Genomic DNA, 13,901 nt, shown 5'->3' with positions numbered 1-13,901 from the left:
ACCATAACTACTGGAGAGCCGTGCTATGAAACACTAATTAACGTTGTAAGCAATGGGCATTTTTGCTTTACGGGAACGTCCGTCACTGGGGGGACTAAATTTCATTTTACTAATAGCCGAGACAGCTGCTTGATCTAATATATTATTTCCACTCGACTCCAAAACCTGAGCATTACTAACACTACCATCGGATTCTACCTTAAATTGCACAATTACTCGGCCAGGCACTTTTTGGCTAATACTGCTAGGATATCGGGGCTGACAATTACTCAAACATTTTAAGGATATCCATGATGCTCCTTGTCCGTTACCATCACCTGTTCCCTGAGAATTTCCTGTTCCCGAACCATTAGGGGAACCTATGGGACCACCTTGAGAGTTCCCTTGGCCGCTAGTCCCAGCACCAGTACCTTGAGTACCAGTTAAAACACCCCCCAAAGATTGACCTCCGGGTGTCCCTAGAGGTATTTGTTGGGGGGAGGAAGAAGAAGGACTAGGGTTCATAGGTTGAGGTTGAGGTGCAGCAGGTTCTGGAATGGGTTCGGGTAAAAATTGCTTAGTAGAAATACGCGCTTCTTGAACCTGTTCTGGTACGGGTTCAGGTTCTGGTTCAACTATAGGTTCTGGTTCCGGGGTAATTTTAGCAATTTCGGGTTCAGGCTCCGGTTCAATAACTTGAAATTCGATGGGTTCTGGTGGTTTTTGAGCCACATTTTCGGTGTTACTTTTATTTAGCCAAAATAGTGCGATCGCTCCTCCTATATGGAGTACACCCGAAACAATCAATGCCAAAACAGTTATATTTTTGAGGAGTTTTTCGTTTTTACTACGATATTTCTCGCAAAATGTTGATAGACTCATAAGCGGCAAGGAAAATAAATAACTAACCAATCTAATTTATTTTTATTCACTAATCACTCAAACCTAAAAAACTTCCCTATTTGTTAAGTTTTTCCCCATATTTATAATAATCAGGAAATTTTCCCAATCGTAGGGTGGGTTAGCTGCGGATTTAATTTTCATAACAACATTATAAGTTTTTATTTGCACCGTAACCCACCATTTTCAATATGTACACTGTTAGTCAGATTTAGTGCTAGCGATCGCTAACTTTGCCCCGGGAACTTGGCGAACCTGATCCATAACCCCCACTACAATAGCGTGTTCTGCTTTTTTATCACCATTAATAACAACTAAAATTTGTTCTTCTTCTCCCATTAAATTAGTAATAGAAGTTTTTAGGTTATCAACTTCTGTTGGTTGACGATCAACAAAGATGTCCCCGTCAGAGTCAACAGTAATATTAATTTGTTTAACTTCTTGAGGTTCACTGGTTTTGGCCGAGGGCAAATCAACCGGTAATCCTTCGGAACGGGTTAAAGATAGAGTAGAAATGATAACAAAGGCCAAAATTGAAAAAATAATATCAATCATTGGCAGAATATTAATTTCTCCCGGAGTATCTATTTCATCTGGTAGTCGCATAGGGTTTATTTCCTTTTTCGTAATGACGACGATATAAAAGTTCTAATTGACCTGCATATTCTTGAATTAGGGCAAATTCTTTGAGATACAAAGAACGAAATGAGTTAGAAAATAATAGAATTGCAATAGCTACCACTAACCCCATTACTGTGGAAGTCAAAGCTTCTGATATACCTCCAGTCACTGCACCTGTATTTGTTCCGCCAGTATTCCCAATATCTAAAGCAGCAAAAGAACGCATTAAACCTAAAATGGTTCCTAATAGTCCCAATAACGGTGATACTGCAATGATAGTTTGAAAGACAGTATTAAAACGTTTTAAGAGGGGGAGTTCACCTTGAGTTGCTGTTTCTAGTGCTAAGCGAAACTCTGTGGGAGTAGCATCATAGAGGATTAATGCTTCTAGAAAAATACGGCACAAGGGTAAATCAGCATTTTTCTTTAATTTGGCGATCGCTGCCATTGGTTCATTCCCTTGATAGAGTTTCAAAACAGTGTTTACAACTCTTTTTTCACGAGCTTTTATCTGAAACCAAAACAAAAAACGTTCGATAATCAGAGCTACTCCTAAGAGAGAGAATGCTAGTAATGGCCAGGCAACAATGCCACCGGCAACTAAAAAATTGGTCATGGATACAGATACGATCTTGAGTCGCTTTGACTAAGTATTGGACTTTGGACAAAAAACAATTGTTAGCGTAAATTTTACGCTAAACATATCTCCAGAGCTAAAATAGAGAATTAAGGTGATTTTAAAAACTCTCTTTCCATCTTTTTAGGGGATTTTAAATATTAAATAGCTTCATTCAGTTTCGGTTCCAATATAGATATCTAAGTAGCTTTCAGTTAGAGATTGAATGACTCGTTCTAATTCATCAATGAGATTTCTTCTAGTGAGTTTTTCTACAGCATCAATATGAGCAGAACTTCCGGCTCGTCCTAAATATTTATATTTGGTTTTTTTCTCATTATTAGTGGCCATAGGAAAAATTGATTCAGCAGCCTGTAGTTTATAATACCAGTAGATTGTTCCCTTTCCATTAACCTGATAACGAATAATATGACAATTAGCTGGTGCTACTTCCCCTTCCCGTTCAATTTTCTTTATTTTCTGTTTAAGAGAGCGAATTAGACTCTTAATTTGTTTGGCTCTCAGGTGGACATCTTGACTGGTCTTAAGTTCGGAATGTGATGACATTAGCCTTAACTGTAACAAACAACCTCTTTTGATGTTAGCGTATATATTCAGCTAATTTATAAGGTAATAAATTTTAAAAATGACCAAAAATGAAACGGCTACGTCTGTCGAGGAATTCCTGGTGTGGAGGTCTAACCTCTTCCAAGGACTAAAAGCTAGAAAAGAAACTATTATAGAATTACTCGATGCCCTCTCCAGTAACCAACAAGCTCACTCAGTCGTTGAATTGTCTCTCAATCCTTTATTTAGAAGAGATTATAACAGTTTATATAGAGGAATTCAAGAGTTTTTACCCACTCAAACTGACCCTAATTATGAACAGAGAATTGAGACTTTATTTTCAGCGGTATCGAGAACAATTCCTCCCACTTCAAAACATTATAACTTATTTGGTATTGACACAACTCCCTGTCCACGACGGTTTGCCGAAACGTTAGCGGATAAAACCTTTATTCATTACCCCAATCCAATTAAGGGAAATAAACCCATTAATATTGGACATTGTTATTCCGTTGTCTGCGCTTTACCTGACCAAATAGACACAGAAAAAGTCCCTTGGGCTGTCCCCTTATCAGGAGAGCGAGTCCCCTCTAAACATAAAGGAGTAAATCAAGGCAATCAACAACTAAAAAAAATCTGGCAAAGTTCTTTATTTTCTGATAAATTATCTGCCTTAGTGGCTGATAATGACTACAGCCAAAAGGATTTTATTGGGGAACAAGTTAAGCATGAAGACGTAGTTACTATTACAAGAGTTAGAAGTGACCGAGTTTTTTATCGTCAATTTATTCGGGACCCAAATCAAGCCAAAACTTCGGGACATCCCCGTTGGTATGGGGATAAATTTGACCTTAAAGATGACCAAACTTGGACTGAACCTGATGAAGTTCATCATGTTCCCTTTACAACGAAAAAAGGTCGTCAATTAACAGTGACTATTTCGGGATGAAAACAGATGTTAATGAGAGGAACTAAAAACTATAAAATGAACAATCACCCCTTTACTTTACTCCAGATTGTTGTCAGAGATCAAGAAAGAAATAGTATTTGGAAACCTATGTGGCTTATTGTTATTGGTTCTCGGCGCGATGAGTTAAGTTTAGTTGATTGTTATCAGTGTTATCGACAACGTTATGACATGGAACATCTTTTTCGATTTGGTAAACAAAGATTATTGATGACATCTTATTTAACTCCCGATGTACATCATGAAGAAAATTGGTTTAAACTAACACTTCTTTCTTATGTAAATTTGTGGGCTGCCAGAAAATTAGCTGTGGTTTTACCCCGTGATTGGGAACAGTATTTGAAGACTAATAAATCCATCAAAATCACCCCTAGTCTAGTTCAAAGAGACTTTTCAAGAATAATTACGACCTTGGGGACTTTCGCCAAATTTCCCAAACGTCGAGGTTTTTCTTCCGGACGTATTAAAGGTTACAAAAAAGCCCCACGAACTCGTCATGATGTTATCAAGAAAGGGAGCAAAAAATCAACTGAAAACTTAAAAGCTCCTTAGTTTTCCTCAGAATCTATAGATTAGCCCTATTTGTCAGCCAGTTTTATTGACTGATACAGAGCCGATATTTTGGGATTTTAGTTTAGCGTAAAATATACGCTAACGATTTTTTTTGTCCAAAGTCCAATTATAAGGTTTCCCGAAAAATCATCCCTGCGCCTAACCCATCCTACGAATCATAAGTTTTGCTTATAACCATAAGTTTAGGAGAGCCTGAGTGTCACGAAATAGGTCTAATCAGAAAAAATAGCTCCTTCGAGTTCTTGTAAAGCAATTTCTAAATCATCGTTAACAAGACGCTGATCAAATTCTTCACTAACTTTCAATTCTTCTTTTGCCCTTTCTAAACGGCGTAAAATTGCTTCTTCTGTGTCTGTTTTTCGACTTCTTAAACGATGTTCTAACTCTTCTAGTGAGGGAGGCAAGATAAAAATTCTTAAAGCATCAGGAAAGCTATCTTTAATGGAGTTTGCCCCAACCACTTCTATTTCTAGAAGCACAATTAAACCTTGGTCGATTTTTTCTTCAACCTTAGTACGGGGAGTTCCATAATAATTGCCCGCATATTCTGCCCACTCTAATAACTGGTTTTGTTCGATCATGGTTTCAAAGGCACTCTTATTTAAAAAATAGTAATCTTTACCCTCTATTTCTCCTTCACGGGGAGAACGAGTGGTTGCAGACACTGATAAATAGAGTTCGGGGTGACGCACCAATAAAGAGCGCACCAATGTACCTTTTCCCACACCGCTGGGACCGGTTAAGACTATTAGCTTTCCTGATGCCATAAAATTAGCTAAGTAGAGTTTAATTACTGTTGAGAGAGGTTTCTTTATTGACCACAAAACGATGGGCTACGGTTTCCGGTTGTATGGCGGATAAAACCACATGACTCGAATCAGTGATAATCACGGCCCGAGTCCGACGACCATAAGTCGCATCGATCAGTTGACCTCTTTCACGAGCATCGGTGATAATACGTTTAATAGGGGCGGATTCTGGGCTAACAATAGAGATAACTCGGTTAGCAGAAACAATATTGCCAAACCCAATGTTGATGAGTTGTATGCTTTCCATAATGCTTGAGGGTTATACCAAGTGAGAAGTAATTAATACAATACTTTTCTTATGATATCGATTAAAATTGAGACTTACAACGTCTAAAGTAATATTTGTTGATACTTTTCAGTTTTTTTCAGCTTTTTCTCATATTTATCCTCCAATTAACCTGTTGTATAGATAATAGTCAATCGATCTTAAATCAATTGGGCTAACTTTTTAGACAGGGCTTCTGGGCTAAATGTTGCCAAAGTTTTTTCTCTCAACCACTCTCCCTGACAGCGTTTGTCATTATTTTGCAAAATTTCAATGCACCCTTGCGCCACTGCATCGGGATCACGATGGGGAACTCGCCAACCTAACTGGCCATCTTGCAGGGGATCTGCTGAACCGTCAGCATCTCCTGACAATACGGGAACTTTACAGGCCATGGCTTCTAGGTAAACTATACCAAATCCTTCTTGGGAGGGCATAATATAGGCATCGGCTAGGCGATAATGGTTAACTAGGTCTTCGCTGGCAACAAACCCGGCAAATACCACGCGATCGCTTATCCCTAAGTCTTTGGTTAATTGTTCCAAACGGGGGCGATCGTCTCCTTTACCAATAACAACATATTTAACATTAGGAAAAGATTGTACAATCTTTGGTAAAGCCCTAATTGTAACATCTACTCCTTTATAAATGTCTCCTGACCATAATCTAGCCACAGTCATTAATATTTTTGTGTCTTTTAGGTTATATTTTTCTATCAGTTCGCTGGGTTTTTCTCCTGGGGTAAATTGTTCACCATCTACAATACAAGGAACAATCTCTAGTTTGTTAAGATTAATATCATTTGCTTGACATAAACAGTCACGACTATAACGGCTAATTGTCCAGATAGAATCTGCATTTTTCAAAGCGGTTTGTTGTGCTTTGGGTAAGGTTTTCTAGACTTCTTTCCCATAAGTTAAAACCGTGTAAGGAATACCCAAGGGTTGACAGAAAAATTGGGTTAGTGGGGCGAGGTTTATATGACCACAAAACACTCTTTTAGGGCGGTTTGTGACTAAATGTTTTAATAAGTTTATCGCTAATTTTAATCTTCCTTTCCAGGGGGAAAGGGTTTTCAAGTAATGATAAGTAATTAATTCACTGGTTAAGGGGTTATTACAGTCTGGTGCATCTCTTAATAAAAAAATGTCGGTTTTTGGTGCATTAGAAAACTTTTCTATGAGGGATAAATAAGCTTTGAGGACATCTTTAACATAAGCTTGTATTCCCCCTTCTTGGGAAAATATTTCTAAGAAAACAAAGGTGTAATTAGACATTTAATAATATAATTAATTTTTCCTCTAATACTGTACCATAAGCATCCTGTTTGTTGTAAAAAAGTTTTACTATCAAATTTTTGATTTATTTCTGTACAATTTTTACTTAAATTATAGTTAGGTAAATCAGTGGTTAGTCTGATTTCTGAGAATAGTGTTAGTTGCATTTATAGCAGTGGTTGGTATTCAATAATAATAGCGATCGCTGTGATAACTTCTTGTAAATCTGAAGTTGACAAAATACCTAATTGACGGATAAATCTTCTTTGATCAATACTCCTTAATTGTAAAGCATCGGCTGCTGATAATTTTCTTAATCCATTTTCTGGATTGGGAGTTAGACGAAGATGCCAAAGGTTATTAGAAAAGGCCGGTTTCCAATCAGTAATAGGGACAACTAATTTAAGAGGAAGTTTACCTATTATATTGGAATTAATAACTATTGCTGGCCGAGTTTTTTTGATTTCTACACCAATGGTTGGATCTAAATTAACCAGCCAAATTTCACCCCGTTTAGGATCTTTATTCATCAATGTCTCCAAGATCAATATTAACCCAATCTTGCCATTCATAATCTGTTTTATAGTATTCTTCCATTGCTTCTACTTGTTCTTTTAAAATGCGATTCCGTTCTTCTATCGGTAATTTTATAAAAGTTTTGCGATCAATTATCGGGTTCGTTTCTGTTGTTTCTTTTTGATTTAATTCCTCTTTTTTAAAATCTCTATCTTGAGCTTTTTTAGCTACATTTTTTCTAAATAATTGAAATTCCTGTATATTTGCTTCAGTTAATCTTTTATAATCTTCTATAGACATTATCACAGCTACCTCGCAATCATTTTCACGAATGATAACAGGTTCTTTTTGCACCTTACTCATGACTGATGGGAAGGTTTGGGTAACTTCAGTGGTTGAGATGGTTTCCATAATTACAATTAATTGTTTTCTTTTATTATAAAGGCTTTTTTCAATTCTGTAGTATGGGTTAGGTTGCAATCTTCTCTGATATAAGTTGATTCATTAGTTTTCTTCAAAATCAATATTTTCTGAGTTTTGAGGTTTCTCAACAAAGTCAATTTCTCTTCTCACCCATTGCCAAATTAATGCTTGTTGTTCCGGTGTAAATTTACAATTATCTAATTAATTTTGTACTTTATCCATGTATTGAGGTTCGTATCTAGCAATAAATGTATAGAGAATATGATTAAAAATATCAGGTTTATTTTCCCCTTCGTATTCTGCAAAATCGAATAATTCAAAAAGAAAAGAAAAATCACTTATAACTGCTTCGGAAACAAATTCCAGGTAAGTCTCAAATTCTGTGAAAATCATTATGAGTAAAGAAAAAGTGAAAAGAGAATCAAAAAATATATCTTTATCTCTTCCTAAATAATAATCATCTAATAAACTTGATATAAGCAGAAATTGTTTTTGATTATTAAAAATTGGTTTTTCGGTAATCATTATTATTTCTGCAAAAGAGTTCATAAATGATTTGTATTCTTGCATTTCTTCTGGTGAATTACTTATTAGTATTCCAGTCAGCAAATCCTCACCTATAGAACAGATATAAGTATTAGGAAAAAGAATATATGGATAATATTCAAATAAACCTTCAAATCTATGCTGATTAATTAAATAATCAATTGAAATCCATTCATATCTAAGATAGTTATAAGTATAGGGTAACATCTTATTTTGAAGTAAATTTAAAATACTTATTTTACAGCTTGAATTTATATCAAAACTTATCGGAGCAAATAAACTTCTATCATATTTCCCTAAAATTTCTAATGCTAAAATCTTTTGATCATTATCACTGTTGTTGATATAATCTATTAAAACTAATTTGCTTTTATCTACAATAGATGAAATATTTTCTTGATATGAGTCACTCAAGTTGTCTAATAAATTTCCAGGTTTAATATACTGATCTCTCTCAGATTTTTCTACACATCCCCAAGTAATACAATAATCAATAGTTGCTTTTGTAATCTTTTTAGTAACTTTAGGACTAGGAACAATAAACTCTAAACATCTGACAGTAAAATCTAATAAATTACCTTGTATTTCTAGATTATCTTGAGCTTTTTCTATTTCATCTACTAAACTATCTAATAACTCATCTCCCGCATCTTCTGTCTTTTTATCTTGAATTTTAAATGCTAATTGACAAACCATATCCCATTCCTGGTTAGCAATTTTTGGTAATAGTATATTAAATAATTCTTCTACGCTTTTACTATTTCTAACTAAGCTACAAGCAGTAAAATATTCTAAGAAAGTTCTATGAGTAAACTTATATAAATTATCTCCATCTCTATTAGTTCCTACATCAGTAAATACCCAAGCACTTCCACGACAAAAACGGACAAATTCTCCTGCTGCTTGTTCCGCATCATCAGGATCTTCAAAGCGACGTTTTAAGAGATATTCTGATGCTTTTGTAATCAACTTTTGTTCAATAACTCCACCTTGTAATGATTGTTCTCTATATATCCAATTAGCTAAATACATGATAGTTGGTTTTATTTTTGTTTAAATTTTTTGGATAGGAATAGGTAACTTAATATCTCTTCTTTTGTCCCATCTTTCAAATAACATATCAGCACATTTTGCATAAACATCTGGTCTATTTCTCGGGATATATCCTTCTCCCCGATAGATGTTACACATTAGTCCTAACATTAAGGGATTTTTTTGTAAGTCAGGAACTCCCTTACTTTCATTAAGGAATGCTTCTACCTTTTTAGTCCTTTTATTTTCTGTCTCCTCTATTGTTACTTTGAACCATTTTTCTGTGTACTCCTTAACTTGTTCATCATTAAAAGATCCTAAGCTAAAACTATTAAATATCTCCTCATTTAAAGGTGCTTCTTTATAACCCACTTCACGGGAAGTAACCAATATAGGAACAGAAGGATAGAAGTTAGCAAAAGATTCTATATCATCCCGATTTTTTTTTTCGATCGCTTGTATTTGTGAGTTCATCTAACCCATCAAAAATAACCACAGCACGACCACTTAACAATAAATATTCAACTGCATCACTGGGAAAAGATGTTATTTGATAATCAGCTTTAATATTATCATTGATAAATTCTAAAATAGAACAGGGTTCTTGTTGTTTTTGAGAAGCATAGTCTCTTAAAATGACTAAGAAAGGAGTAACTTGTCTATCAGCTAATAATCTATTTTCATATTTTGTCGCTAAGTCGTAGCATAATTTTTGTGAAAAAGTCGATTTTCCACCCCCAGGATCACCTAATAAAACGGTACGATGTAATAAAGTATAAAATTCAGTGATTGATAAGTCTTCCGATCCCTTTTGACTAGAATAATAGTTAGGAAGAAAGTTAGGACAAACATAAATCTTATCCATCGGAATTTTTTTAGTTGCATCGACAAAGGGAGGAGTAATAAACCCGTGACGGTTAACAACTTGATTACGGTATTCTTCCTCAAACTTTAAGATATCTTCAACAGTTGATTTATCTTGTTTAGCTAAACAATCTAAAAGTCCCTTAATATTCCCTAATTCATCTACAATAATACGATGACGTAAAACAGATTTAGCTTCATGTGCAGACAATCTTCCTTTATCAATAGCCTTCGTTAAAACTTGTTCACATCCTTCGACTAAAATATCAAAAATTTGAATATTTTGTTCTTCAATCTTACTATCATCAATACCTGTGTATAAATAAAAAGCCTGTAAAAATTCTCTTTTAATTGTCTCTAAATTATTTTCTTTATTATCCAAACTGGAAGCACTATAAATCTGTCTAATAATCTGTTCTGCTTCAGGGGAAAGAAGGAAAGAACAAATAGGATGACTTTCAGGATCATCATATTCTTCTATAATGTCTAAAACTTTTTCTGTAGCTTCTTGTAAAATTGGTTGTAATGCTGTTTCTTTTAACTCCCTTTTCCCTAATATTTCTCTACCAATAATTTTGTCATGAGTCCAACTTAGGGTAGGTTTAAGTAAAGGGGTTAATCCTTTACCAATTAAAGATAAATCTAGTGGCATAGTTCTTATATTAATCTCTTCTGAATGATAGTTCTAGTTTAATGCTAAAAAGTCAATGTTTCCAGTGGAAACTCTGGGGGTTGTTTTGCCTTGCGCACTAGGAACACCACGAGTCATACCTAAGAAGTGGGAAGGATCGCCAGACAGATATTATGACATACTTCTGTCTAAAAGTGAGAAGCTTCCTGGGCTGAAGTTGCCATCACTGGTTCTATTTATTCATATCTCCCAATGTGTGAATTTCGGGGGTGAATTTCGGGGGTGAATTTCGGGGTGCCGTCCCGCATGGTACTATTTGAGTATCGTTACGTCCTAAAGTACGGGGTTTTAGAGCCTTCATTTTTCGATAAGTAGTGTAAAACAAATATGACTTTAACAGACTTATTAAACGAAGCGAAACAGCTTGATTTGCAAGAACAAGTGCAACTTGCAACACAACTAATGCAATGGGTAGAAATTAAGCTGAATCAAGAAACTAAATTGACAGGAGATAAAAAAGTTAGAAAACCTGGAATTAATCGAGGTTCTTGTTTAATTTTAGATGATTTTAATGAACCATTATCTGACTAATTTTGGTTAGGAAAATCATGAAATTTCTATTAGATACCCATACTTTTATGTGGTGGAATAGTGACCCAGAGAAGATCCCTCCTAATAGTCTCTTATTATTACAAAACCCTAACAATGACGTATTTCTTAGTATGGTAAGTTTGTAGGAAATGCAGATAAAAATTCAATTGGGAAAACTAACATTAACAGATGATTTAGAAACAATCGTTAAATCTGAACAAGAAGAGAATAGTCTAGCGTTAATGCCAATAACATTGCCTCATATTATTAAACTCAAAGATTTACCTTATTATCACAAAGATCCTTTTGATCGTCTTTTAATTGCTCAATCTCAAGTTGAAAACGCTACTCTCATTAGTTGAGATTCAATTATTAAAACTTACGATTGTGCTGTGATTTGGTCTTAATTAAAAGGTTCATAAGATTACTCGTCTTCTCGGAATGACAGTTCTACTTCAATTAAAATTGGGAAAGTGACAGAACCATAGAATAACCTTGTGGTGATAACCTAATCATTCTATTGATCCACAACTTTCCCAAAACCTTACGGTTAAGTTAAACAGAGTTAAACATTAGCGACGGGGAACCAATGCTAAATAGTCAAGGTTTCCAGTACCAATTCTGGGGGCAGGATTCCCTCTTGAAGTCAGACCACGAACCATACCTAAGTAGTTGGAAGGATCGCCAGCTTTGGCTTTTTCTTCTTGGGGAGTAAAACGACGGATTTCGTTTTGCCAAATAATTTGAGGGAAACCCAAAATACCGCGATAGTAGCTATCGTAACGGGGAGATTTGATGTTAAAGGGTAATTCTCCTTGATCTCGCCCAGGAAGGTTCCGACGACGCTGATAGGGTACGGTATCATAGCCAAAGTTATCTAGGTATTCATCGCTGTCGAGTAAATCATCGATGAAACCACCATATCCCTTAGTAGCAACGACGATAGACCAAGCGATTTTTTCGTCTTCGCTGTAAACATCTCGTCCTAATACCCGTTGAACACATTGCTCAACATAACGATAGTTACTGTTTTTCTCGTAAAAGCTGGTAACAAAGGTATTAGAAAGGAGCAAACCACGAATGAAGTCCCGCACGGTGATTTGTCCGTCACGAAGTTGGGACTCTAAAAAGCGTTCACGATCCTGTTTGAACGCATGGAAAAAGATTTGACGATAAGCTGCTTCGATTAAAACATCCATGTCTCCAGGAGAGAGAACATTCTCAGTGCTGAAAATGATGGGTTGATCGTCTCCTGGTACAACGTATCCTTCTACACGCGCATTTTGGGTTTTAGGCGCGTAATTTAAAAGAGGAATAGCCAAAGAAAGAACCTCCGTTATTTTACAAAGTCTTTAAAACTTTAATCCTAATCATAAGGGAGTTGGGGTCGTTAAACGGTTAAATGTTAAAAAATGTTACAAAAAATGAGAAAAAGTCATCCTGTTTTCCTACTTGTTAGTTTCGGGAGAGGGGGAGTGTGGGGAGTGTGGGGAGAGGGGGGAGTTGTAGGGGCTTAATATTATTAAGCCCTAAAAAAGGAATACTGGTCACTGATCACTGATAATTTACCATCCTGTGATGGAATAACCCAAGTTGAAAGGGGTAATATTGCTTGTTTGGGTTTCTGAGTCCACATCATCCCCTTGGCGCATTTCTGCACAAAATGTGGCGGTATTAAACCCTCCAAACCTTTGCACGGTGCTAGTCCTTAACCGTAGGTTTGGGTTAACAAACCAAAACCTCTCAATGGTACTCATGGTATCGTATTCGGTGATTAAAACTAGGGCATCATCGCCATCCAGATGATAACGGCCAGCAATGGGAACGATTTCCGCATAACCTCTTTCTCTCAATAAAACACCTTCTCTGGGGTTATCTTTTTCAGGAATGAGAGCAAAAATGGTGGTTCCAGTGTGGTTTTCTTCGTTTCTATCCCAGGCCATGGAACCATCCCAACTGACAAAAGCACCACCAACAGCTAAAGCGGGGTCAACGTCGTGCATTTGGCAAATTTCGATGATTTTGGGGTTATCTGCCTCTAATGCCTCTACATAAATCTCAGAATCGCCAATTTCAGCCCTTCTGAAAGCTAAATGATGGGTTGTACGTTGCGATCGCCATTTTCCTGAACTATTTTGAAAAAATTTGAGTGCGTCCATGTTTGGGTTCCTAATCATTAAATATATGATAAGATTCTTCTTCTAATTCTTGGGTCAACACTAAGGGTTGGCACTGTTTTATATTTATGATAATCCCTTGCGCCCCTTCTTCTTGCAAGTCTTCCACATAACCCCCATGATGTCCATAAGCTTCGGGAAAGTTGTCAAAAGGACCAAAGTAATAGATACAATGGGGACGAGTGGTGGTAATTTCCACCCACCAGTGAAAATCATCCTCATGGTGGCTAGAAAGGTCATCTAATGCACTAATAGCAACAATATTGAGAATTTTACCCCCCAAACGGCTGATTCTCTGCATTTCTTGGCTCATCCTATCATAAGGCACCCTTAAGTAAAATTTACCCCGACGTTGAAATAAACCGTTAATCTGAATCGGTTTAACCATTTTGGGGTTAATCATTACTTCATACAAAAAGACACGATTACTTTTATCATTGTTGGAGACCATACTGATTCAGATAACAGGAAACATAGACTAAGTCAAGTTAAATGAACTTTAACTTAATTTTGCTTTACCAATGTAGTTACTTTTTGTAAATTTTTG

The 13,901-nt window shown here is 35.9% G+C and carries 16 protein-coding genes and 2 pseudogenes; 3 read left to right on the top strand and 15 right to left on the bottom strand.

What is annotated here, in order from left to right:
- Positions 1-33: 33 nt before the first annotated feature.
- The 4 genes from CWATDRAFT_RS03170 to CWATDRAFT_RS03155 form a co-directional block, all read right to left on the bottom strand.
- Positions 34-861, bottom strand: coding sequence for an energy transducer TonB (locus CWATDRAFT_RS03170; protein ID WP_007303628.1), 828 nt, complete (start codon positions 859-861; stop codon positions 34-36).
- 219 nt (positions 862-1,080) lie between these two features.
- Positions 1,081-1,485, bottom strand: coding sequence for an ExbD/TolR family protein (locus CWATDRAFT_RS03165; RefSeq protein ID WP_007303627.1), 405 nt, complete (start codon positions 1,483-1,485; stop codon positions 1,081-1,083).
- The gene (locus CWATDRAFT_RS03160; RefSeq protein WP_007303626.1) at positions 1,469-2,116 is read right to left on the bottom strand and encodes a MotA/TolQ/ExbB proton channel family protein; all 648 of its coding nucleotides are present in this window, start codon (positions 2,114-2,116) and stop codon (positions 1,469-1,471) included. Before CWATDRAFT_RS03160 ends, CWATDRAFT_RS03165 begins: the two co-directional genes overlap by 17 nt.
- Positions 2,117-2,287: 171 nt before the next feature.
- A complete protein-coding gene (locus CWATDRAFT_RS03155; protein WP_007303072.1) occupies positions 2,288-2,683 on the bottom strand; it encodes a hypothetical protein in 396 nt (131 codons plus the stop codon).
- 79 nt (positions 2,684-2,762) lie between these two features.
- Between CWATDRAFT_RS03155 and CWATDRAFT_RS38180 the strand changes: the two are divergent.
- Positions 2,763-4,202: pseudogene (locus tag CWATDRAFT_RS38180) on the top strand (NF041680 family putative transposase).
- A gap of 233 nt (positions 4,203-4,435) precedes the next feature.
- On the opposite strand, the gene gmk reads toward CWATDRAFT_RS38180, so the two are convergent.
- The 8 genes and pseudogenes from gmk to CWATDRAFT_RS03105 all read right to left on the bottom strand — a co-directional run bounded on the left by gmk (position 4,436) and on the right by CWATDRAFT_RS03105 (position 10,607).
- A complete protein-coding gene (gene gmk / locus CWATDRAFT_RS03140; RefSeq protein ID WP_007303623.1) occupies positions 4,436-4,990 on the bottom strand; it encodes a guanylate kinase in 555 nt (184 codons plus the stop codon).
- A gap of 19 nt (positions 4,991-5,009) precedes the next feature.
- Positions 5,010-5,279 (bottom strand): extracellular matrix/biofilm regulator RemA, encoded by a 270-nt coding sequence (gene remA, locus CWATDRAFT_RS03135; RefSeq protein WP_007303622.1) that lies wholly within the window; start codon positions 5,277-5,279, stop codon positions 5,010-5,012.
- 179 nt (positions 5,280-5,458) lie between these two features.
- Positions 5,459-6,574 (bottom strand): annotated as a pseudogene (locus CWATDRAFT_RS03130) (glycosyltransferase family 4 protein).
- 167 nt (positions 6,575-6,741) lie between these two features.
- Positions 6,742-7,104 carry a type II toxin-antitoxin system PemK/MazF family toxin gene (locus CWATDRAFT_RS03125; protein WP_007303619.1) on the bottom strand — a complete coding sequence of 121 codons (363 nt, stop codon included), beginning with the start codon at positions 7,102-7,104 and terminating at the stop codon, positions 6,742-6,744.
- Complete coding sequence (locus tag CWATDRAFT_RS03120; protein ID WP_232286958.1) at positions 7,097-7,570, bottom strand: type II toxin-antitoxin system Phd/YefM family antitoxin; 474 nt, start codon at positions 7,568-7,570, stop codon at positions 7,097-7,099. Before CWATDRAFT_RS03120 ends, CWATDRAFT_RS03125 begins: the two co-directional genes overlap by 8 nt.
- 144 nt (positions 7,571-7,714) lie before the next feature.
- On the bottom strand, positions 7,715-9,091 hold the full coding sequence (locus CWATDRAFT_RS03115; RefSeq protein WP_007303617.1) for a hypothetical protein: 1,377 nt from the start codon (positions 9,089-9,091) through the stop codon (positions 7,715-7,717).
- A gap of 21 nt (positions 9,092-9,112) precedes the next feature.
- Positions 9,113-9,565, bottom strand: a complete 453-nt coding sequence (locus CWATDRAFT_RS03110) for an NACHT domain-containing protein (RefSeq protein WP_007303616.1) — start codon at positions 9,563-9,565, stop codon at positions 9,113-9,115.
- A complete protein-coding gene (locus CWATDRAFT_RS03105) occupies positions 9,522-10,607 on the bottom strand; it encodes an NACHT domain-containing protein (RefSeq protein WP_007303615.1) in 1,086 nt (361 codons plus the stop codon). Before CWATDRAFT_RS03105 ends, CWATDRAFT_RS03110 begins: the two co-directional genes overlap by 44 nt.
- 366 nt (positions 10,608-10,973) lie before the next feature.
- Between CWATDRAFT_RS03105 and CWATDRAFT_RS03095 the strand changes: the two genes are divergently transcribed.
- A complete protein-coding gene (locus CWATDRAFT_RS03095; RefSeq protein ID WP_042711098.1) occupies positions 10,974-11,177 on the top strand; it encodes a hypothetical protein in 204 nt (67 codons plus the stop codon).
- Positions 11,178-11,344: 167 nt separating this feature from the next.
- Positions 11,345-11,539, top strand: a complete 195-nt coding sequence (locus CWATDRAFT_RS38175) for a type II toxin-antitoxin system VapC family toxin (protein WP_232286956.1) — start codon at positions 11,345-11,347, stop codon at positions 11,537-11,539.
- Between the two features lie 210 nt (positions 11,540-11,749).
- Here the strand turns inward: CWATDRAFT_RS38175 and CWATDRAFT_RS03085 are convergent, their stop codons facing one another.
- The 3 genes from CWATDRAFT_RS03085 to CWATDRAFT_RS03075 form a co-directional block, all read right to left on the bottom strand.
- The gene (locus tag CWATDRAFT_RS03085) at positions 11,750-12,499 is read right to left on the bottom strand and encodes a phycobilisome rod-core linker polypeptide (protein WP_007303613.1); all 750 of its coding nucleotides are present in this window, start codon (positions 12,497-12,499) and stop codon (positions 11,750-11,752) included.
- 243 nt (positions 12,500-12,742) lie between these two features.
- Positions 12,743-13,336 carry a phycobiliprotein lyase gene (locus tag CWATDRAFT_RS03080; RefSeq protein ID WP_007303612.1) on the bottom strand — a complete coding sequence of 198 codons (594 nt, stop codon included), beginning with the start codon at positions 13,334-13,336 and terminating at the stop codon, positions 12,743-12,745.
- A 10-nt stretch (positions 13,337-13,346) separates the two neighbouring features.
- Entirely contained in the window at positions 13,347-13,805 is a 459-nt protein-coding gene (locus CWATDRAFT_RS03075; protein ID WP_007303611.1) for a DUF1816 domain-containing protein, read from the bottom strand.
- Positions 13,806-13,901: the final 96 nt, after the last annotated feature.

This window comes from Crocosphaera watsonii WH 8501, from assembly GCF_000167195.1.
GTDB lineage: Bacteria > Cyanobacteriota > Cyanobacteriia > Cyanobacteriales > Microcystaceae > Crocosphaera > Crocosphaera watsonii.
The sequence above is the reverse complement of the archived record's forward strand: the minus strand, read 5'-3'. Positions and strand labels throughout refer to the sequence as shown.

Bases quoted from the DNA above. Each gene is read 5' to 3' on its own strand.
- CWATDRAFT_RS03170 (WP_007303628.1), bottom strand. From the start codon at position 861: ATGAGTCTATCAACATTTTGCGAGAAATATCGTAGTAAAAACGAAAAA.
- CWATDRAFT_RS03080 (WP_007303612.1), bottom strand. From the start codon at position 13,336: ATGGACGCACTCAAATTTTTTCAAAATAGTTCAGGAAAATGGCGATCG.
- CWATDRAFT_RS03165 (WP_007303627.1), bottom strand. From the start codon at position 1,485: ATGCGACTACCAGATGAAATAGATACTCCGGGAGAAATTAATATTCTG.
- CWATDRAFT_RS03105 (WP_007303615.1), bottom strand. From the start codon at position 10,607: ATGCCACTAGATTTATCTTTAATTGGTAAAGGATTAACCCCTTTACTT.
- gmk (WP_007303623.1), bottom strand. From the start codon at position 4,990: ATGGCATCAGGAAAGCTAATAGTCTTAACCGGTCCCAGCGGTGTGGGA.
- CWATDRAFT_RS03095 (WP_042711098.1), top strand. From the start codon at position 10,974: ATGACTTTAACAGACTTATTAAACGAAGCGAAACAGCTTGATTTGCAA.
- CWATDRAFT_RS03155 (WP_007303072.1), bottom strand. From the start codon at position 2,683: ATGTCATCACATTCCGAACTTAAGACCAGTCAAGATGTCCACCTGAGA.
- CWATDRAFT_RS03110 (WP_007303616.1), bottom strand. From the start codon at position 9,565: ATGAACTCACAAATACAAGCGATCGAAAAAAAAAATCGGGATGATATA.
- CWATDRAFT_RS03075 (WP_007303611.1), bottom strand. From the start codon at position 13,805: ATGGTCTCCAACAATGATAAAAGTAATCGTGTCTTTTTGTATGAAGTA.
- CWATDRAFT_RS03125 (WP_007303619.1), bottom strand. From the start codon at position 7,104: ATGAATAAAGATCCTAAACGGGGTGAAATTTGGCTGGTTAATTTAGAT.
- remA (WP_007303622.1), bottom strand. From the start codon at position 5,279: ATGGAAAGCATACAACTCATCAACATTGGGTTTGGCAATATTGTTTCT.
- CWATDRAFT_RS03160 (WP_007303626.1), bottom strand. From the start codon at position 2,116: ATGACCAATTTTTTAGTTGCCGGTGGCATTGTTGCCTGGCCATTACTA.
- CWATDRAFT_RS03115 (WP_007303617.1), bottom strand. From the start codon at position 9,091: ATGTATTTAGCTAATTGGATATATAGAGAACAATCATTACAAGGTGGA.